Source organism: Halovenus marina (assembly GCF_051414115.1).
GTDB lineage: Archaea > Halobacteriota > Halobacteria > Halobacteriales > Haloarculaceae > Halovenus > Halovenus marina.
Genome location: NZ_JBLKNZ010000001.1, coordinates 2,736,332 through 2,755,534, shown reverse-complemented (window position 1 = coordinate 2,755,534; position 19,203 = coordinate 2,736,332). Strand labels below are relative to the sequence as shown.

The following is a 19,203-nucleotide window of genomic DNA, read 5'->3' as shown; positions in this document are numbered from 1 at the left end:
TTAGTATCGTATTCGTGGGTCAAGCAGCGCGTAGACGATATCGGCGACGAGGTTCATGATGATGATCACGGCGCCGAGAAACAGCGTGATCGCCATCACGACGTTTATCTCGTCGGTCAGGATTGCCTGGAAGAACTCGTTGCCGATGCCGGGCCAGCTAAAGACGACCTCGACGACGACCGACCCCGAGAGGATGCTCGCGGTCAGGAACGCGGCGATGGTCGCAACCGAGATGAGCGAGTTCCGCAGGACGTGTTTCAGGATGACTGTCCGTTCGGGAAGCCCCTTGGCACGGGCGGCGGTCACGTACTCCTTGTTCATCTCCTCGGCCATCGACGAGCGCATGATCCGCATCAGGTTCGCCGACGCCGCAGTTCCGATTGTGAGTCCCGGCAGGATGAGATAGTACAGCATGTCAGGGTGCCACAGCGGTTCACGCGGCGGGATAACCGGCCACCAGTTGAGCGTGACGGCGAAAATCGAGATGAGCATCAGCCCGAGCCAGAAGTTCGGGATCGAGATGCCCGAGAGGGCGATGACGCGGCTCACGTCGTCACCCAGTTGATCCTTCTTGACCGCAGCGTAGATCCCTGTCGGGATTGCGATGAGAAGCGCCATCACCCAGCCGAACAGGCCGAGCGCGATCGTTTCTGGGAGCCGTCGGACGATCAGCGGCAACACGTTACGTCCGCTCGCGTAGACTGTTCCGAGATCCCCCTGCAGGACGTTGCTCATCCAGATGAAATACCGTCGCCAGGCCGGTTTGTCGAGCCCGTACTGGCGACGCAGTGCGGCTTCCTGTGCTGGCGTGATGTTCGGGTTTCCGTCCACAACCACCGAGAGCGGGTCACCGGGGGTCAGATTGATCAGCGCGAACGTTATCACTGACACCCCGATCATGATGGGGAAGAACGTCAGAATGCGCTTGAATATGAAGCGTCTGAGACTCATTTGAGATAATGTTTTGAGATTGGTTGGCGTGAGTCAGTGATTGGCCGTGACCGATGGTTACGACTGATTGACACTCGCTGCAACGCCGTCGTAGGGCGCGTAGGTCATGTAGCTTAGCGTCCCCGACTGGCTGAAGTACTTCCGGAAGCCAGAGACGACGTTGGAGTTGACGATACCTGTCTCTTCCTCGAAGTCGATGAGGCAGTTCGCCGAGAGTTCCAGCACCGATGGGTGGATGTCGTCCATCCAGACCTGTCGTCTGTAGTCGGGGTCTTCGACGGCGTCGAGGCTGGTGCTGGCCTCGTTGAGCGCCTCGGCCAGATCCGGGAAGTCTAGGTTCTGGTACTGACAGCAGGTCTGGAAGAAGGCAGGGTTGTGGATGACCTGCATGTACAGTTCCGGGACGACGCCCCCGCCGATGCCGATGAGGACCGTCTCGTTCGTCTGCCAGAACCCGTCGGCCTCGATCCGGTCGGACAGCGCATCCAGCGTCGGTTCGGTCTCGAGCGAGATGTCCCAGAAGTCCCGCTGGTTCATCGCCTGGATGGTGAGGTTCGCGAGTGAGACGCGCGGATCGTCGTTCCCGTTCGTGACGATGGTCGTCTCGATCGGCGTCTCGACGCCAGCCTCCTCGATGAGTTCGCCCGCCCGGTCGAGGTCGTACGCGACCATGTCCTCGAACTCGTCGACGGCCTCGTCGTAGCCGAACGTACAGGAACTCCCGGCCACGCGTGGCACCGGCACCACACCCGGCTCGGAGAGGCCGTTTCGGATCTCGTCGACGATAAGTCCACGCGGAATCGAGTGGTTGAACGCTTTCCGAACCTCCTGGTGGTGCCACGGCCCCTCGGCTTCCTCACGGGCTGGTAACTGGAAGTAGACGAACGAGCCAGCGGGCGTCCCGTCGACGGTGTAGCCGTCCGCGTTGGCGAAGTTCCCACGCTGGTCGGGGGTCAGATTGAACGTGCCGTCGATTTCGCCGCTTTCGAGCGCGCCCGCTCGGGTTGACGTCTCCGTGATGATGGATAGGTCGAGCGTTTGAATCGGCGGACGATCCGGAACGTCACCCGCGCCGTCTGACCACCCTTTGTTGTCGACGCCGACATTCTGCATCCAGTAGTTGTCGTGTCGTTCGAGGATCCAGTACTGGCCGCCCTCCATCTCCGAGAACTGGTACGGTCCGGTGCCGATCGGTGCGGCTTCCGACCGGGGGTCCATCGCTCCCGGTTCGAGGTCCATCTGTTCGTTCGAGAAGATGTACGGTACCGGGAGCCGACGGCTGGCTTCGACGTCGGGCACCTGTCCGTAGATCCGAAGCGAGTAGTCACCGTCAGCTACTGAGTAGAGGACGTCGTCGAAGACCTGCGTCCCGAACGATGTGTTCTCGTGTCGTTCGTACGAATCGACGACGTGCTGGGCGGTCAGTTCCTCGCCGTTGTGGAACTCGACGCCCTCGTGGAGTTCGGCGGTCAGTTCGACACCGTAGGTGCCGTCCTCGACTGCGGCCTGGGCCTCCTCGACAGTCAGCGCGAGTCCGGTGTCGCCCTCATTGTCGGGGTGTTCGACGAGCACCTGCGCGCCGTCCTCGGGGGCGGCGAACCCGTCATCGTCGAGTGGCACCTCTCGCATGTACGGTTCGTAGTCGGCGGGGCCGATCCCCTGCACGTCCGTAATCTCGTAGCTGCTCGCGAGCCAGTTGTACAGTTGGCCGTCGTTTCCGGTCGCGACCAGCGTCTCGAAGATGTTGTTGAAGATGATGCTCTCTTCGGCACTCGAACTGATTACCGGGTCAACCGTATCGGTCGGCCCCGTCAGGCCGTAGTTGAGCGTTCCACCTTCGCTACCGGTGCCGTCGCCGTCACCGTCGCCGGTTCCATCGCCATCACCGTCGCCGGTGCCGTCACCGTCACCATCGCCAGTGCTATCGCCGTCACCATCACCAGTGCTATCGCCGTCACCATCGCCGGTGCCGTCTCCGTCACTGTCGCCGTCATCGTCGCCGCTACAGCCGGCCAGTGCGATAACCGATCCAGTGCCGAGTACGGAGAGCAGTTTGCGTCGGGTACTGTTCAGGGGGGATTGATCTGTCGAATCCGGCATAATACCCGATTTAACATGCACATATTAAAAACCAGCGGCAACTATTGAAAATGAGAGAAAGGTTTATGCGTGTTTAACGCCACTAGTGGTCTTCTTTGTTCAGAGCGGACAGATTCATCGCACAGGGGCGGATCCGTAACCACTTTTCGGCTCCCCAACAGAGACGGACACGCGCGAGGGTGGCTGAGCTAGGCCAAAGGCGGCGGGCTTAAGACCCGCTCCCGAAGGGGTCCCTGGGTTCGAATCCCAGCCCTCGCATAGCGAGAGACGAACGAACGTGAGTCTCTCGAATAGTGAACGGTGAGCGAAGCGAACCGTGAACAACCGACTCGAGCGAACGTGAGAGTCGTGAAAATCGAGAATGGGACTCGAAGTAGAGAAGTCACAGCCCGGGAAGCGAACGGTGTGAGCGACCCGGAATGTCTTCGCGTGGTTCGAATCCCAGCCCTCGCATTTTGTCGCGAACATCTCGTGAGCGACAAATGCGTTCCTGGGTTCGAGCAGACGAGTCGCCGCATCCGAGCGAAGCGAGGATGATCGTCTCGGCGAGTTCGAATCCCAGCCCTCGCATAGCGAGGCGTGAGCATCGCGAGCGCCTCAGAGGCGAGCGGCGTAGCCGCGAGCAATAGCGAGAGACGAACGAATGTGAGTCTCTCGAAAAGCGAGCGGGGAGCGTAGCGACCCGCGAGCAGCGAGACGTGAACGAAGTGAACGTCTCGAACAATAAACGGCGAGCGAAGCGAGCCGTGAACCTCGAACGTAGAGCGTCGTCGCGCATCGGCTGTCGTCGTCTCGGCGTGCTTTTGTGTTTCAGGCCCTGAGAGGGAGTAATGACCGATAGTTCAGTCGAGGCGTTCGAGCGCCACGACGACTTCGAGCGGCGCGGCGACGAGTTCGCGTTGCAGACGATTCCCTTCGAGAACGCTGTCACGGTTCACGAACGCGAAACCAGCACCGAGTACGCGCTGACCGTTCGAGTCCCCACGCTCGACGGGACGACAGCAGACGACGTCGGACCGACAGTCGAGCGCGACTGGTTCGAGACGCTGCAGCGTCGACTCGAAGATGCCCCGAAGGCGACGCGTGCAGCGGTCGAACTCGCCGACTTTACCGTCACAAAAGCGGGCGAGACTGTCGACATCGAGTATCGGTTCACGTGGCCCAATCCAACACAGGCGGCCGATATTGTCAAGACGCTCGCGGAGTACGTCGAGGGAACCTACGTCGAGGGTGTCATCCCCGGCTACGAGTACGAACCGCCCGTCGCTGACCTGCTGGAATCGGCCAGCCAGTCCGGGGAGGGGACGCCGCTTTGAGTCTGACGGCTGCGAGTGACAGACGGGTCAGCCCATGGCGATGTAGGTCTGGGTTTCGCTGACACCGTCGACAGCCTGGATCTGGGTGGCGGCGATGTCTTTGACTGCTGTGGGTGAGTCGACATCGACGACGGCGATGAGGTCGACGTCGCCAGCGACGATGTGTGCTCGCTCGACGCCGTCGAACGATTCGATGGTCTCGCGCAACCGGTCGGCCTCGCCCGTGTGGGCCTTGACCATGATGTAGGCTCGGACCATTCTTACGCCCCTCCCAGTGCTTTCGCGCCGGTTTCACCGACGATCAGATTCCGGACGTCGTCGAGTTTCTCGAAGGCGACGAGAATCACCAGTCGGTCGTTCGCATCGAGAGTCTCGTCGGCGTCGGGAATACGGAGCGTGCCGCCGTCCTTGCCCAGCGCCAGCAGGCGCGCGTTCGCGGGCAGTTCGAGTTCGCTCAGGCTGTAGCCACACATCGGTGCCGACTCCGTGATGGTAAATTCGACGAGTTGCAGGTCGTGTTCGAGGTCGGCGATCGCTCGAATCGAGCCACCGACGAGCGCGTTTTTCGCGGCAATCGCGCCGAGTCGCTCGGGAAAGACGATTTCGTCGACCTCGTCTGCGTACTTGCGGTAGATCCCTTCGCGGTAGTCCTCGTCGATCCGCATGACCGTGCGGCAGTCGTACTGTCCGGCGATCAGACAGGCGATGTAGTTGTCGTTGAGGTCACCGGTGAGTGCCCCGAAGGCGTCTGCGCGCTCGATTCCAGCGGCTTCGAGTGTCTCCTCTGTCGTTCCGTCGCCCTCGACGACCTCGAACCCCTCGTCACGCGCTCGATTGGCGATCTCCGGCTCGGATTCGATGAGGACGACATCGTGTCCGCTCTCGACCAGCGAGCGTGCAGTTCGCAGTCCGACACGCCCTGCGCCGACGATGACGAATCTCATATGCTACCGTATCACAGGGAGGCGCATAAAGCTATCCACCGAACTGGTCGCTGGGGAATCCTTTTCTCGCCGCCCGGCGTACCGATCGATATGGTACGAGCGTTCATCATGGTGAAAACGGAAGCGGGTTCGTCGGCAGAGTTGCAACAGCGGATCCGGAAGGTCGAGGATGTCGTCGAGGCACACGTCGTCGCTGGCCAGTACGATATCATCGTCGAGGTGGAAGGTGAGGGCGTCAACTCGGTGATACAGGCAGTTGCGACGGAACTCCGGAGCCTCGATGGCGTCACGGATACACGAACGTACATCTGTCTCGATTGATCACAGAGTGTCATCTGCCTCGATTGACCACGATAGCCGGTGACTTCTTGTTTTTCCCGCGGCAACTGTGACTATGCCGACACGCCGGGCGTCGCTCGGACTGGGCCTTTCGGTACTGTGTGGACTCGCTGGCTGTATCGGGCGGACGGACGTCGACTCGCAAACGCCGTCGGACACGCTAACGGAGGGACTTCCGGTTCGACTGGAGACGGTCACGGATCGGCCTGTCTCCCCGCTCGCGTTCGCCGAAACGCCCGATGGACAGTACTACGTCGCTGACCGCCCCGGCCAGATCTACTTGCTCGACGGGAATTCGATCGAACCGGCACTCGACCTCTCGGATGTGATCGTCACGGGAGGTGAACGTGGCCTGCTGGGACTGGCACTCCACCCCGAATTCGACTCGAACGGCCGTCTCTACGTCCGCTACAGCGCGTCGCCACGCTCGAACACCCCCGACTCGTACAGCCACACATTCGTTCTCGCAGAGTTTCGAGTCGAGTCCGACGGGCGCATCGACCGCGACTCCGAGCAGACGCTGCTCGAAATTCCCGAACCACAGAGCAATCACAACTCGGGGCCAATCGCGTTCGGGCCGGACGGCTATCTCTACGTCGGTGTCGGCGACGGCGGCGCTGGCGGCGACAGAGGGGAGGGACACGTCGAAGACTGGTACGACGCAAACGAGGGCGGCAACGGGCAGGACGTGACCGAGAACCTGCTGGGGAGTCTGCTCCGCATCGACGTGGACGACCAGCCCAGCGGGCGGCCGTACGGTACCCCCGATGACAATCCACTCGTCGGACGGGAGGGACTCGACGAACACTACGCCTGGGGGTTGCGCAACCCCTGGGGCATCTCCTTCGACGGGACGGACCTGTACGTCGCCGACGTAGGGCAGAGCCAGTTCGAGGAGGTAAACCGTATCGAACGGGGCGGTAACTACGGGTGGAACGTGCGGGAAGGTTCCCACTGCTATGATGCCGAGGAGTGCCCCGAAACGACACCCGACGGCGAACCGCTCCGGGACCCCGTCGTCGAGTACCCACACGACGGCGAGGAGATAACCGGCGACGCCGTGGTCGGCGGATACGTCTACCGGGGCAGTGAAATTCCTGTGCTCTCGGGTCGCTACGTCTTCGGCGACCTGAGCGCGAACGGGCGGCTGTTCGTCGCCACACCGACTGACGACGGGCGCTGGCCGGTCGACGCCCTCGAACTTGCCGAGTCGAGCAGGGACAAACTAAACACCCTCCTGATGATGGAGCGGGACCGCGACGGCGAACTCTACGCGCTGTCACCGAGCGGCGTCCATCGACTCGTCCCCTCCGAGTGAACTCACAACACCGGGTCGTGTTCGCTCTCTAAGTCACGCTCCTGTCGGTACTGTTCGACGAACTCCTCGACCTCGAACTCGTCGAGTTGTCGCTGGAACTCCTCGACCGTCGGGCCGTCGTCGGCGTGTTCGATCGCGTGTTCCATCAACTCGACGACTAGTTCGATGATCCGCTCGTGGAGTCGTCGGGCGTCGAATGAACTGGCCCACACGAGACCGAAGCCGACCTCGCCGTCGCCCGAGCAGTCGGCGCTGGTCACGTCCTCGGGATGTTCCTCGCGGACCATCGCGAGCACGTGGGGTATGCCGAACTCGTCGTAGTCGTCGTCGGTGGCGATGGTCTCACGGAGCGTGTCGCCGAGAAATTCCGGGACGAACCGGCCGAGCGGGTGGACGTCCATCACGACGGCGTGGGAGTCGCCGCAGGAACAGTCGTACTCGCGCATCCCTAGGTCCAGGTCGTGGGTGTGAACGCTCTCCCCACAGGCGAGTTCGAGCGTCGAATCGGCCGTTCCCGGGACACGTGGCTCTGCCATCAGCGAGGATTGACTCGCGGCGGACATAAACGCCGCGAAGAATCTCGTGTCAGACGACTCGACGATTCAGGGCCAGTCGTCGCGGGTGTCTTCCTCGACCGGTTCGGCGGGTTCGTCAGGCGCGAGTTCCCAGCCAGCGGCGTCGGCCGCTGTTTCGAGGTCGACGTACTCCCAGCCAGTCTGTTCGGCTAGCCGTTCGTCCTCTTCGGTCGTGCCGACGAAGACGTGTCGGTCGCTCTGGAACTGCGTCTTGATGTTTTCGAGACTTTCGGTGCGCGAGCGGGGGCCGGAGAAAAAGTCCTGTCTGATCCGGTGTTTTCGCGTGAAGTTCGTCACCACATAGGTCGGTTTCTCTGAGATGACGCCCACGTACTCGGACCACTGGCGGGCGTCGCCAAACACGGTATCGGGTGCCCGCAACTGTTTGAGCGCCTCCAGTTCGAACGCGAGTGTCATCTCGCCGCTGCCGCCATCCATGTCCACGGAGAGGGCGAGCGCGGAGAAAAGGCCTGCGAATCGGCCGGTGATCGTGGGTCGCGAACAGATGGTCACCGGCAGTGTGCGCTGTCGACAGTATCAGTTCGCTTCCGGCGGGTCTTCGAGCATATCCAGGTCGACCTCTTCTTCCAGCAGCACTTCCTTCTGGTCTGCGACCTGTCGTTGCTCGCGGATCAGCTGTTTGAACTTCGACTGCTGGGACAGATCACCGATCAACACACCGCCGACGAGTTGTCCGTCCTCGAAGGCGAGCCGTCGCCACTCGGTGTCTGAGTACTTGCGTTCGGCCTCGTCGTCGCCGCGGGTCGGGTGTCCGAACGAGAGGAAGGGGAACTCGAAGTGCGTGATCGAATAGGAGGAGACCCACTCGAAGCGCTCGGCCTCGTCGTCCGCGACCATGTTCTCGGCGGCGACTGCGCCCTGTTCCTTGGCCGACCCCCACGCGCCGTTCTGAGCTTGCGCGCCGATGAGCACGTCCTGAAACTTGGTGATGTCGCCCGCCGCGTAGATGTCCTCGACGTTGGTCTGCATGTACTCGTCGACGACGACGCCGCCGTCACGCTCGACGCCGGAGCCGTGCAGCCACTCCGTGTTGAAGGTGAGTCCGATTGCGACGCCACAGAACTCCCCATCGTAGCGCTCGCCGTTGGGATCGACCGCGGCCTCGACTGCGCCCGAGTCGTCGACCTCGAAGCGGTCGACGCCGGAATCGAAGACGGGCGTGACGCCGTTCTCTTCGAGCGCGTCGTGGATGATCCCTGCGCCGTCTTCCGAGAGCGCGTACCGCCACCAGCGATTCCCACGCATCAGATAGTTCGCGTCGATGCCCTGTGCGCCACAGACTGCCGCCAGATCGATACCGAGCAGACCGGCGCCGACGATGATCCCTCGTTCGGCTTCCGCTGCGTGCTCCTTGATCGCGCGGGCGTCCTGAAACGTCCAGAAGTGATGAATGCCATCGGCGTCGCTATTCTCCACGGGAAGCTGAGTCGGCGTGCCGCCCGTTGCGACGAGCAGCTTGTCGTACTCGTAGACATCGCCCGTATGCGTGTGAATCTCGTGTCCGTCGCTGTCGACGCGGGTCACGTGCGTGTTCAACTCCAGATCGATATCGCGTTCGTCGTACCACTCGGGTTCGTGGATCGAGATGGGCGCTTCCGGGAGCTTGCCCTTCGCGAACTCTTTTATGAGAATGCGGTTGTACAGCGCTTCCCCCTCGTCGGTGATGACGGTAATATCTGCATCCGGATCGCGTTCTCGTAAGGTCTCGGCCGCGGAACTCCCCGCGATCCCGTCGCCGACGATCACATGCGATGTGGTCATATACGTGGTCGTTGCGGGTCATCCCTAATGTGGATTGCCATCGCAGTCTGCTGTGGCAATATTTGACAGCTTCCGTGGTCGTTGCGTGATTCGCGCGACTTGATTGTCTCTTTCTTGCGAGGTGACTGCGATGACATCCAGAAATTCATGCCGCTATCAAAACAGTTTGCGAATCATTCGGAAGCCGGTCTGTCGGACGCTGTCGGGCAGGAATCGCGTATACAGTGCGTACTTCGTGAACGAGTTGACGACGTACCGCGGGTCCGGGTCAGAGACCGTCGCCGCGTCGAAGATGGTCGTCGCGACGGCGTCGGGGTCGTCGGCAATCGGCAGGTTCTCTGTCGTCAGCGTGGCGTCCTCGATGGCGTCGTAGACCCACTCGTACTCTCGCGTCGCGGCCAGTGCCTCGGCTTCTGTCTCTGCGCGGTCGTTGAAGTTCGTCTTCGTCGGGCCGGGAACGACGGTCACCACGTCGATGCCGAGGCCGTCGAGTTCGGCCCGGAGCGCGTCGGTCATCGCCTCCAGCGCGAACTTCGACCCGGCGTAGGGGCCTGCGCCGGGTGCCGAGATGCGTCCGTTGATGCTGGAGACGTTGATGATCCTCCCGTCCTCCCGGCGGCGCATGTTCGGCAACACGGCGCGAGTCAGGCGATGTGGGCCGTAGACGTTCACGTCGAACTGTTCGTGCAGTCGTTCGACGGGCACGTCTTCGAGCGGGCCGTACTGTCCGAATCCGGCGTTGTTGACCAGACAGTCCACGCCGCCCTCCTCGGCGCCGATCTCGTCGACGACGCGCTCGACGTCCTCGTCTTCGGTCACGTCGAGCGTGGCCGTCTCACAGCCTGCGTCGGCCAGATCCGCGATGTTCCTTTCGTCGCGGCTGGTCGCGTACACCGTCCAGTCGTTGTCGAGAAATCGCTCTGCGCTCGCCCGGCCGATGCCGGACGAACAGCCCGTGATCAGTGCCGTCTTCTCGGTCATATCTGTGTCCACGCGGGCCGGGCAGTTAACTGTCTGCGATCCAGACCAATCTGTGTGCTGCAGCACCGCGTTGTGCTGGTATCGACGTACAGTGCGCGGACCGACAGGAATGGAAGGACCTGACTGAACTCGGTTCAGGCGACGTAATACAAACTGTACCCCCCTGCTACGACGCATATGCGCGGTGAACACCACGGGAGACTCAGCGAGTGTGAGACGTGCGGCCGACTCTATGACCGGTCAGTCAACACCGAGTGTCCGCGATGTGCCGTTCGCGGTAATCCTGACCACGGACAGTGCTCCGAGCATCCTACCGGCCCTGATTGACCCCAGACAATCTCATCGAGGAGTACAGCGAGCGAGGCGACTGCCGACCGGCTTTGGCTGTTTGCACACGCGCCCTTCTTCTAGATTATTTTATATATGTCTGACTAGTATTTATATGGGATACGGATGTTGTGTACACATGGCACAGCAAACAGAGGCGACCTCCGTGCAAGTCGTCCACAGCGTCGCGGATACGACGACAACTGAGGTGTCGGATCTGCCCCCGTTGTACGACGCCATCGATCCGGACGCGCTGGATGCGTTCGTCGCAGGCATGACAGACGGGAGCGTTTCGTTCACCTACGCAGGCTGTGAGGTGACAGTCGACAGCGACGAGACGATTACCGTCGCGGAACCCGTCGACCGTACGACTGCCGAAGTCGCCGTGAGCGACGACTGAACCGTCGGTTCCGACTCTGGTTACCACTCTGGCCGTCTGTTACCTTGCTGTCTCTCTCTACTCACCAAGTGACACACTCATCCAGTCAACTCGGCCGCGTACGCGTCGGCACGACGGATCGGTTCGGGGAGTTTGTACTCGTCGACGGTCACCTCGGCCAGCGCGGCAGCGGTTTCGGCGTCGACGCGATGGCCGGGGCTGACGTACACCGGATTGATGTACCGGTTCCCGGAGGAGAACTGGCGAGTCTGGACGGCGTAGCCGATGACTGTCCCATCGGGGGCAGTCACGTCCTCGTCGGCCTCGATGGGGACGCGCTCACCCTCGGGAAGCGGGTCGTCGAGCGACTCTCGTGGCTGACCACAGAGGAGGTTCTTCGCGACGCCGACGGCAGGCACATCGAGCATAACCCCGATGTGCGTCGCGAGTCCCGCCTCGCGGTAGTGGATGCGGCCACTGCCGTCGACGAGCAACACGTCCGGGTCGCGGTCGAGTTTGCCGAGCGCGGCGAGAATCGAGGGGCCTTCGCGGAAACTCAGGAGTCCGGGAATGTAGGGAATCTCCGTTCGCTCGGTCGCGTGGACGCGCTCGACTGTCTCGCCGTTCCGGACGAGCACGACCGCGCTGGTCGCGTCCTCGCCGTCGAAGGCCTGGTCGACACCGGCGACGAGCAGGTCAGTCTCGTCTGTGCGCGTGTCCGTCCACTCGTGAGGATCCGATGGGTCGGTCCCGTTTTCGGGCGTCCCCACCGCCGAGAGCGCGGCGTCTGTGGTATCGAACTGCGCGGCCGCCGCAATATCGCGCTGGAGCGACTCCATCTCCCCGCGAGACAGCGACGGGTCGGGGACGAAGTTGGGGCGAACGACCTCCATCAGAACGGGCCTCGACCGGGGCCACCGGGGCCGCTCGGCCCGCCCGGACCGCCGGGGCCACCGCCGAACCGGACCTGCTTCGGAATCCGGATCTGGTCGCGGACGTAGTAGCCGTACGCGAAGCCGATGAGCAGGCCGACCAGGTGGGCGACGTGGGCGATACCGCCCGCGCCGGGCGTTCCCTGCACGATGAGAAAGAGGCTGATGATGGCGGTGCCGCCGGTGATGACCCAGATCGGCATCGGGAGGATGAAGTACAGATAGACGGTGAGGTTGGGGTTGAGTACCGTCAGTACGCCCATCAGCGCGAGCGCAGCGCCGCTGGCTCCGACGACGCCACCGCCGACGCCCTCGACCAGCTGGAAGCCGACCTGTCCGACCCCGGCAAGGACGCCACTTGCGAGAAAGAGGACGGCGAACTTCTTCCAGCCGATGTACTGTTCGACCAGACGGCCGAAGAAGTAGACGACGATGCTGTTGAACACGATATGCAGGAAGCTCCCGTGTGCGAAAATCGACGTGACCCACGTCCAGACGAACAGCGGGTTGTCAGCCGAGAAGACGAAAATCGCCTCCCACGCCGGGTCGGCGCTGAAAATCCGCGAGTCAAACGTGCCGGTGATCGCGTAGCCGACGACAAACTGCAGGAGGAAGGTGACCCACATCAGCATGAGGAAGATGTAGGTCATGTTCCCCCGGAAGTACGCGAGCGGGCCGCCGGGACCGGTGTCGACGCCGAGTCGGTCGAGCAGGCCCGACCCCGAGGCGTCGTCGACGACGCTGTCGTCGAACCCGCTGTCGAAGACTGCGCTGGTCCCCTCCCAGTTGTCGAGGCCGGGACAGTCGTGAGATTCGGGCAATCGGTGACTGCTGCAGTATGTCCCACCACAGTGCTTGCAGTGATAGGGCATGTTCACCTCCTCGCCACAGACGTCACACTCTGCCATTAGCCGGTATTGGAACGGCCCCCGCAAAGAGATTGTGCTTGCGGATGACGGGCACTCACTCGCGAGTCAGATCTCCGTCCGCTGGAACGAGAGCAAAACCCAGCGTCCGGAAGTCGCTGTCGAATGCGAAGATATGGGAAATGTCACGCTCGTCGGCAAGGACACTGCTTGTGTGATCCACGAACGAAATCTGCTGGTCATCGTAGGACTCGAACTGCTCCGCTGCGGCCCGAAACGTGGATCTCTCGACGGGGGCGGTATTGATGCTTTCTGACTCCCGGATGGTTCGCAGCGCTCTGGCGGCAGTGTCGTGACCGAGTTTGTAGAGAGCCAGCGTCGCAAACTCCGAGAGAACTGCCTGAGACGTGTAGATTGGCCGATAGGGGACGTCACCCGATCGGATCTCTCTGAGAAGACAAACCGCATCCTCGTGGTGCTTGTCGTCTGTATCGGCCCATGCGTAGAACGCCCCAGTGTCAATAAAGATGGGTGTTGGGCCCACAGCGCTCATGCCGATTCCGTGCCATACAGGATTTCGCCGACGTTTTCAGAGACTTCTGACTCACCCGACGCGCCCGGTTCGAACTCCCAGAACGGGTCGTCTGGGTCGATCTCTCGTGCAGGCTGTCCGTCAGCGACCCACCACACGACACGTCCTGCAGTCGTTCGACTGGCGACTCGCCCCCGTTCTTCGAGTTTGCGAAGTTTCCGGCGGGCAGTCTCCCGGGAGCAGTCGAGCGCTTCAGCGACATCTCCAGAGGTGACTACCGGGCCGTCCACAGTTTCGAACACACCGAGTACGTCATCGGGTGTGACTGTCTCGGTGTATCGGCCGGTGTCTTCGCGTTCGCGGGACATATACACGTGTCCGTGCTCTTCCGATATATCCCTGTTGGTGAACGCCTTGTGGTGTACACAATATGCGGCGCACGTGGCGTACGACACGTCGCAGATACCTGACCTCGGGAGGCGTGACCGCGTAGACACACTGGACGCTGCCATCGGGAAACAGTTCTTGTATCGGGAGTGCCAAACCGAAGTGTGGCAGACGTTCGTCTGGTCTACGAGGGCGGAACCATCCGCGTCGAGGGAGTCGAGCGACTTACCGATGCCGCGCCCGACGGCGCGTTTTCCGACATCGAGTTCGACCCGCGCTCGGAGACGGGTCGGGTTCCGGCCGTCCAGTACGCTGCGCTCCGGGACCGATTGGCCGAACTCGACATCGACGTGGACGACGCTGTCTTCGAGTCAGCCTCTCTCAACCTCTCCTCGGACTATCAACTCCGCGAGTACCAGCGGGACGCGCTCGGTGCGTGGGAGGGGAACGGACGCCGGGGCGTGCTCGAACTACCGACCGGGAGCGGCAAGACCGTCATCGGCATCGCCGCGATGGAACGACTGGACGTGCCGACGCTCGTCGTCGTGCCGACAATCGACCTGCTCGAACAGTGGGAGAAGGAACTCGACAGGGAGTTTTCGGTGCCGATCGGCCGACTCGGCGGCGGCGAGCAGCGCGTCGAGGACGTGACGGTCGCGACCTACGACTCGGCGTATCTCCGGGCCGACGAACTCGGAAACCGGTTCGAGCTGCTGGTCTTCGACGAGGTACATCATCTCGGCGGTGAGGGGTATCGCGACATCGCACGTCTCTCCGCCGCATCCGCACGCCTCGGGCTGACCGCGACCTTCGAGCGCTCCGACGACGCTCACCGCGCGGTCGAGGAGCTACTAGGTCCGGTCGTCTACCGCATCGATGCCGAGGAACTCGCTGGCGAGCATCTCGCGCCCTACGACATCAAGCGTATCGAGGTGGAACTGACTCCCGACGAACGGGAGGAGTACGACCGTCATCAGGAGCAGTTCACGGACTATCTCGCCAAGTCGTCGATCACCCTCACCAGCGGCAGCGACTATCAGAAATTGGTCAAGCGCTCGGGCACGGACCCGCGAGCACGAGAGGCGCTGCTGGCCAAGCAACGTGCACGCGAGGTGATGATGAACGCACAGCGCAAGGTCGACCGACTCGCGGACCTGCTCGACAGACACCGCGACGACCGGGTCATCGTCTTCACCGCGCACACGGAACTGGTCTATCGGCTCTCCGAGCGATTTCTGATCCCGGCGCTCACCCACGAAACCGCCGCCAGCGAGCGCCGGGCAATCCTCGACCGCTTCCGAGCGGGCGAGTACTCCCGGGTCGTCACGGCGAACGTCCTCGACGAGGGCGTCGACGTACCCGACGCGAACGTCGCAGTCGTCCTCTCCGGGTCAGGCAGCGAACGCGAGTTCACCCAGCGACTCGGTCGAATCCTTCGGCCGGGCGCAGGGAAGCGAGCGATTCTCTACGAACTCGTCACGGAGAAGACCGCCGAGGAGCGCGTCGCTCGACGGCGGCGGTAATTCGTTCCGTTCGGAGACTGGAGATGGTCAGACCGACGAGGAGTCGAAGCCCCCGTCGACGGTGAGAATCTCGCCGGTCGTGAAGGAGGCGGCGTCGCTGGCGAGATAGATGGCTGCGCCGGTGATCTCCTCGGGGTCGGCGGCCCGAGCGATGGGTGACCGTCGCGCTATCGCCTCGCTTTTCTCCGTGCCTGGTTCGTATGCGCCCTCGGTTGCGGGCGTCCTGACAAAGCCCGGCGAGATAGCGTTGACGCGCACGTCCGGCGCCATGTCCGCGGCCGCCGCGCGGGTGAAGCCGTTGACCCCCGCCTTGGCCGAACAGTAGGAGATGCGCTCTTTGCGTGACTGCTCTGCCGACATCGAGGAGACGTTGATGATCGACCCCGACTCCATCTCGCGGGCGAACAGTTGACTCGCCCGGAAGACGCCGGTGAGAAACACGTCGATGTCCCGGTCCCAGTCTGCCTCGTCGAGGTCGGTCAGCGACCCCATCGCGGCGATGCCCGCCGAGTTGACCAACACGTCGACGTGGCCGAACGTCTCGAAGGCGGTGTCACGGAGGTTCACGAGCGACTCGCGGTCGCGGACGTTCGCCGTAACCTCGGCCGTCTCGACGCCTATCTCGGCGATTTCGGCGGTCGTCTCCGCGACCTTCGATTCGCTTGTGCTCGTCGCGATGACGTCCGCGCCCTCCTCGGCGAACCCGAGCGCGATTGCCTTGCCGATACCGCTCGTGCCGCCGATGACGACGGCGGACTTGTCCGCGACGGTCACTGGGGAATGCTCGCTCATATCGCTACGTCGCAAGCAGCGCGGATAACAATACCGACCGTTCCGATCCGAGCGGTCGTCCCGAGAAACGACAACAGCAGGAGTCAGGTACAAGCGAGCGCAGGGCGTACTGGCGACAACTGCGACTGATGCTCACGAAGGATCTGCTGCGCGTCTCGCGCCGGGGCGGCGGCTACCAGCCCCAGTTCGCCGACGAGCGCCACGAGGAACTCGCCGCCCGTGTCATCGGTTGCTATCAGGGCCACCGCGGCGAGACGCGGGCGGAACTGCAGGACTCGCTGACGGACATCGAACGTGACAGCGACGACTTCAAATTGGTTCGCGGGCTGGCGAAACTGCTCGAACGAGAGACGACGTGGGCTGTTCGGTCGCCGCTCGACCCGGAGACGACCCGCCGCCGGGTCTTCACCGAGGCGGAGCGAGTGGGCGTCGTCACCGCGGACGAACGCGAGCGGGCACTCGCCCGTGTGGCCGACCGACTCGAAACCACTGCGGAGGCAATCGAGCAGTCGCTGTACGCCGACCGCGAGACGGAGATGCGACTCGCGTCGGTCGACGTTCGCTGGAGTCCCGCTGAACTGATCGACCGGTACAATCTCTCGCTCGCGCAGACGGCGCTGTTCGACGCCACTGAGGTTCGCCTCCGTAGCGACGATCCCCGTGCGCTCGTCGCTGCGATCAAACGGCTCGGCCTCATGTACGAAATCTACGACGGCGACGACTGGGAATTCGTCGTCACCGGCCCCGACGCTCTGTTCCGGTCGAGTCGGCGCTACGGAACCCAGTTCGCCCGTCTGCTCCGAACGGTCGCGAAAAGCGACGTCTGGCAGTTGACCGCGACGATCGACGACCGGGGCACCGAGCGCGAGATGTCCCTCTCCGATGCGGACCCGATACGCGTCCCCGACAGCGAACCGCTCGTCGAGGACAGCTACGACAGCGAGGTCGAGCGCGATTTCGCGACGCGCTTTCAGTCGCTTGACCTCGCCTGGAACCTCGAACGAGAGCCTGCGCCGCTTGCCGCGGGCGAACGAGTGATGATCCCCGACTTTGCGTTCGACTGGAAACACGGGGACTTCCGCGTCTTTTTCGAGATTATGGGCTTCTGGACGCCCGAGTACGTCTCGAAGAAACTCGACCAACTCGATGCCGTCGACGACGTGGAGTTGCTTGTCGCCGTCGACGAGAGCCTTGGCGTCAGCGAGGACATCGAGACCCGTGACCACCGCGCAATCGCCTACTCCGGCCGGGTTCGGATCAAAGACGTTCGCAACGCCTTGAGCCGATACGAAGACGACCTGGTCGCCAAGTCAGCAGCCGACCTCCCGGCCGAACTACGACCCGAGGACGCCGTCGTGACGCTCGCACAGTTGGCCGAGCGACACGCTGTCAGCGAGCAGGCACTCGCGGAGGTGGCCTTCCCAGAACACGAACGGGTCGGGCGAACGCTGGTTCGTCCGGCGGTGCTCGACGAACTCGACGAACAGATCGAGACGGGGATGACACTCGACGAAGCAGAAGCCGTCTTCGACGACGTGGGCCTCGACGACGCGAGCGCAACGTTGTCGGCGCTCGGCTATCGCGTCGAGTGGGAGGGGTTGAGTGGCGGGACTGTTCGAGAGCAGTCACTGGAGTCGTGACGGTGGTGACCCACCGTCGCACTGCCCGCGATGCGCTCAGTCGAGGTTCCGTCGCCGCCCCTTCGGCACCATCGACTGTAGTTCGCCGTGGACGTACAGGCCGACGCCGAGCGGTTCCGACTCGCCCGCAATCTCGTGGGTGACGACCAGATATCCCCAGTCGCCGTCCCAGTCGAGCGACTGGTCCTCGCCCGCGAAAAACGTCCGCGCCTGCGACCGTGTGAGCTGAATCTGGTTTTTACTCGCGTGTTCACCAAAGCGTTGGACGGCTTCGAGTGTTGGCTTCCAGTGTTCCTGTCTGGTTCGCAGCGCGGTCAGGCCGAGCGCTTCTATCTCCGCAGGGCTGTCGATATCCCCCTGAAACACCCAGATCTTTCCCTTGCCGCGCTCCCAGAACGTGTGCTCGGCGAACACCTCAGGGTCGACCCCGAACCGCTCGTCCCACCAGTCGAGGACTTCCGTGCGAGTCGGCCGCCCCTCGACGACTCGCTCGTCGGCGGTTTCGGGCAGTCGGTCGAACCGGTCGCTGACGTTTTCCTGACTGTTTGGGGACATTAGCCAGTCACCTCCAGTTTCGCACAGAAAAAGCCACCCGTGTCGTTGTGATGGGGATAGATGCGCTTTGCTCTCTGAACTGATTTGTCGTAGGTCCGCCCCTGCCACTCTGTGACCCCCTCCGCGTGCGTGAGTGGCAGATCGAACTCGACCAGCCGACAGGGTTCCGCGGAGAGCGCGTGGTCGAGGACAGCCTCGTTCTCTTCCGACGCGAACGTACATGTCGAGTAGACGACTGTTCCGCCCTCCCGGGTCGCCTGAATTGCGCGGGTGAGGATCCCCTTCTGGACGCCCGCGGTCCCCTCCACGTGGTCGAGACTCCACTCGTCGAGCACGTCGGGGTTCTTCCGGACGGTTCCCTCACAGGAGCAGGGCACGTCGACTAACGCCCGGTCGTACGGCTCTGAGTCGAATGGCTTCAGCGAGTGGTTGCGCGCGTCCTCGACGGTGACGGCAGCGCTGGTCACGCCGAGGCGTTCGGTGTTCGAGCGAAGCGCGGAGATGCGCCCGAGGTTGTTGTCGGTGGCGACGACCAGCCCCGAATCGTCCATCAGCGCCGCGAGTTGGGTGGTCTTGCTGCCCGGCGCGGCACAGGCGTCCCAGACGCGCTCGCCCGGCTTTGGGTCGAGGACGCGAGCGGGTACGGCCGACACCTCTTCCTGCCCGTGGAGCCAGCCGTGGCTGTACGGCCAGTTGTTGCCAGCACTTCCCTCGACGATCCGAAAGAGGCCGGGATGCCAGTCGGTGACCTCGAAGTCGATGTCTGCCTCCCGGAGCGCCAGTTTTGCTCGCTCGACGGTGGTCTTGATCGTGTTGACCCGGACGACGGCCGGAAGCGGACGCTCGCAGGCCGCACGGAAGGCCGCGACGTCCTCGATCAGCGGTTCGTACCGGGAGAGGACACTCATCGCCTTGGCCTCTGTCGGGCCGGTGCTTGTCGGTTTCGACTCCCGTGTCGATTTTG

The 19,203-nt window shown here is 62.9% G+C and carries 21 protein-coding genes and 1 tRNA gene; 7 read left to right on the top strand and 15 right to left on the bottom strand.

The window, feature by feature from the left end; genetic code table 11:
* Together ACMGFL_RS14050 and ACMGFL_RS14045 are read right to left on the bottom strand one after the other, a co-directional pair.
* Nucleotides 1-951 carry an ABC transporter permease gene (locus tag ACMGFL_RS14050; protein WP_436936160.1) on the bottom strand — a complete coding sequence of 317 codons (951 nt, stop codon included), beginning with the start codon at nucleotides 949-951 and terminating at the stop codon, nucleotides 1-3.
* Between the two features lie 57 nt (nucleotides 952-1,008).
* Nucleotides 1,009-3,051, bottom strand: coding sequence for an ABC transporter substrate-binding protein (locus tag ACMGFL_RS14045; RefSeq protein WP_436936159.1), 2,043 nt, complete (start codon nucleotides 3,049-3,051; stop codon nucleotides 1,009-1,011).
* A gap of 173 nt (nucleotides 3,052-3,224) precedes the next feature.
* On the opposite strand from ACMGFL_RS14045, the gene ACMGFL_RS14040 reads away from it, so the two are divergent.
* Together ACMGFL_RS14040 and ACMGFL_RS14035 are read left to right on the top strand one after the other, a co-directional pair.
* Nucleotides 3,225-3,309, top strand: a tRNA-Leu gene (locus tag ACMGFL_RS14040).
* Between the two features lie 572 nt (nucleotides 3,310-3,881).
* On the top strand, nucleotides 3,882-4,367 hold the full coding sequence (locus ACMGFL_RS14035) for a DUF5813 family protein (protein ID WP_436936158.1): 486 nt from the start codon (nucleotides 3,882-3,884) through the stop codon (nucleotides 4,365-4,367).
* Nucleotides 4,368-4,394: 27 nt separating this feature from the next.
* Here the strand turns inward: ACMGFL_RS14035 and ACMGFL_RS14030 are convergent, their stop codons facing one another.
* Both ACMGFL_RS14030 and ACMGFL_RS14025 read right to left on the bottom strand, forming a co-directional pair.
* Complete coding sequence (locus ACMGFL_RS14030) at nucleotides 4,395-4,625, bottom strand: Lrp/AsnC family transcriptional regulator (protein ID WP_436936157.1); 231 nt, start codon at nucleotides 4,623-4,625, stop codon at nucleotides 4,395-4,397.
* 2 nt (nucleotides 4,626-4,627) lie between these two features.
* Nucleotides 4,628-5,311 (bottom strand): potassium channel family protein, encoded by a 684-nt coding sequence (locus ACMGFL_RS14025; RefSeq protein ID WP_436936156.1) that lies wholly within the window; start codon nucleotides 5,309-5,311, stop codon nucleotides 4,628-4,630.
* A gap of 90 nt (nucleotides 5,312-5,401) precedes the next feature.
* Here ACMGFL_RS14025 and ACMGFL_RS14020 point away from each other — a divergent pair, with 90 nt between their 5' ends.
* Both ACMGFL_RS14020 and ACMGFL_RS14015 read left to right on the top strand, forming a co-directional pair.
* Entirely contained in the window at nucleotides 5,402-5,632 is a 231-nt protein-coding gene (locus ACMGFL_RS14020) for an Lrp/AsnC family transcriptional regulator (protein ID WP_436936155.1), read from the top strand.
* Between the two features lie 73 nt (nucleotides 5,633-5,705).
* Nucleotides 5,706-6,968, top strand: a complete 1,263-nt coding sequence (locus ACMGFL_RS14015; protein ID WP_436936154.1) for a PQQ-dependent sugar dehydrogenase — start codon at nucleotides 5,706-5,708, stop codon at nucleotides 6,966-6,968.
* A gap of 2 nt (nucleotides 6,969-6,970) precedes the next feature.
* On the opposite strand, the gene ACMGFL_RS14010 is transcribed toward ACMGFL_RS14015, so the two are convergent.
* The 4 genes from ACMGFL_RS14010 to ACMGFL_RS13995 form a co-directional block, all read right to left on the bottom strand.
* The gene (locus ACMGFL_RS14010; protein WP_436936153.1) at nucleotides 6,971-7,504 is read right to left on the bottom strand and encodes a DUF5815 family protein; all 534 of its coding nucleotides are present in this window, start codon (nucleotides 7,502-7,504) and stop codon (nucleotides 6,971-6,973) included.
* A 66-nt stretch (nucleotides 7,505-7,570) separates the two neighbouring features.
* Nucleotides 7,571-7,981 carry a DUF7124 domain-containing protein gene (locus ACMGFL_RS14005; protein ID WP_436936152.1) on the bottom strand — a complete coding sequence of 137 codons (411 nt, stop codon included), beginning with the start codon at nucleotides 7,979-7,981 and terminating at the stop codon, nucleotides 7,571-7,573.
* 99 nt (nucleotides 7,982-8,080) lie between these two features.
* Nucleotides 8,081-9,325 carry an NAD(P)/FAD-dependent oxidoreductase gene (locus ACMGFL_RS14000; RefSeq protein ID WP_436936151.1) on the bottom strand — a complete coding sequence of 415 codons (1,245 nt, stop codon included), beginning with the start codon at nucleotides 9,323-9,325 and terminating at the stop codon, nucleotides 8,081-8,083.
* Between the two features lie 156 nt (nucleotides 9,326-9,481).
* A complete protein-coding gene (locus ACMGFL_RS13995) occupies nucleotides 9,482-10,306 on the bottom strand; it encodes an SDR family oxidoreductase (protein ID WP_436936150.1) in 825 nt (274 codons plus the stop codon).
* Nucleotides 10,307-10,772: 466 nt separating this feature from the next.
* Here ACMGFL_RS13995 and ACMGFL_RS13990 point away from each other — a divergent pair, with 466 nt between their 5' ends.
* A complete protein-coding gene (locus ACMGFL_RS13990) occupies nucleotides 10,773-11,033 on the top strand; it encodes a HalOD1 output domain-containing protein (protein ID WP_436936149.1) in 261 nt (86 codons plus the stop codon).
* A 77-nt stretch (nucleotides 11,034-11,110) separates the two neighbouring features.
* On the opposite strand, the gene ACMGFL_RS13985 is transcribed toward ACMGFL_RS13990, so the two are convergent.
* From ACMGFL_RS13985 to ACMGFL_RS13970, 4 genes are read right to left on the bottom strand one after another with little or no spacing between them, the layout of a single operon-like run.
* Complete coding sequence (locus ACMGFL_RS13985) at nucleotides 11,111-11,905, bottom strand: endonuclease V (RefSeq protein WP_436936148.1); 795 nt, start codon at nucleotides 11,903-11,905, stop codon at nucleotides 11,111-11,113.
* Nucleotides 11,905-12,852: a rhomboid family intramembrane serine protease gene (locus ACMGFL_RS13980; protein ID WP_436936147.1), complete on the bottom strand. Its 948-nt coding sequence runs from the start codon at nucleotides 12,850-12,852 to the stop codon at nucleotides 11,905-11,907. The genes ACMGFL_RS13985 and ACMGFL_RS13980 overlap by 1 nt, the downstream gene beginning before the upstream one ends.
* 55 nt (nucleotides 12,853-12,907) lie before the next feature.
* The gene (locus ACMGFL_RS13975) at nucleotides 12,908-13,363 is read right to left on the bottom strand and encodes a type II toxin-antitoxin system VapC family toxin (RefSeq protein ID WP_436936146.1); all 456 of its coding nucleotides are present in this window, start codon (nucleotides 13,361-13,363) and stop codon (nucleotides 12,908-12,910) included.
* Entirely contained in the window at nucleotides 13,360-13,710 is a 351-nt protein-coding gene (locus tag ACMGFL_RS13970) for a hypothetical protein (RefSeq protein WP_436936145.1), read from the bottom strand. Before ACMGFL_RS13970 ends, ACMGFL_RS13975 begins: the two co-directional genes overlap by 4 nt.
* A gap of 183 nt (nucleotides 13,711-13,893) precedes the next feature.
* Between ACMGFL_RS13970 and ACMGFL_RS13965 the strand changes: the two genes are divergently transcribed.
* Nucleotides 13,894-15,252, top strand: a complete 1,359-nt coding sequence (locus ACMGFL_RS13965; RefSeq protein ID WP_436936144.1) for a DEAD/DEAH box helicase family protein — start codon at nucleotides 13,894-13,896, stop codon at nucleotides 15,250-15,252.
* A 27-nt stretch (nucleotides 15,253-15,279) separates the two neighbouring features.
* Here the strand turns inward: ACMGFL_RS13965 and ACMGFL_RS13960 are convergent, their stop codons facing one another.
* Complete coding sequence (locus ACMGFL_RS13960) at nucleotides 15,280-16,044, bottom strand: SDR family NAD(P)-dependent oxidoreductase (protein WP_436936143.1); 765 nt, start codon at nucleotides 16,042-16,044, stop codon at nucleotides 15,280-15,282.
* A gap of 128 nt (nucleotides 16,045-16,172) precedes the next feature.
* Here ACMGFL_RS13960 and ACMGFL_RS13955 point away from each other — a divergent pair, with 128 nt between their 5' ends.
* Nucleotides 16,173-17,684 (top strand): DUF790 family protein, encoded by a 1,512-nt coding sequence (locus ACMGFL_RS13955; RefSeq protein ID WP_436936142.1) that lies wholly within the window; start codon nucleotides 16,173-16,175, stop codon nucleotides 17,682-17,684.
* A gap of 36 nt (nucleotides 17,685-17,720) precedes the next feature.
* Here the strand turns inward: ACMGFL_RS13955 and ACMGFL_RS13950 are convergent, their stop codons facing one another.
* A complete protein-coding gene (locus tag ACMGFL_RS13950; protein WP_436936141.1) occupies nucleotides 17,721-18,239 on the bottom strand; it encodes a DUF7122 family protein in 519 nt (172 codons plus the stop codon).
* On the bottom strand, nucleotides 18,239-19,147 hold the full coding sequence (locus ACMGFL_RS13945; RefSeq protein WP_436936460.1) for an RsmB/NOP family class I SAM-dependent RNA methyltransferase: 909 nt from the start codon (nucleotides 19,145-19,147) through the stop codon (nucleotides 18,239-18,241). Before ACMGFL_RS13945 ends, ACMGFL_RS13950 begins: the two co-directional genes overlap by 1 nt.
* Between the last annotated feature and the right edge of the window lie 56 nt (nucleotides 19,148-19,203).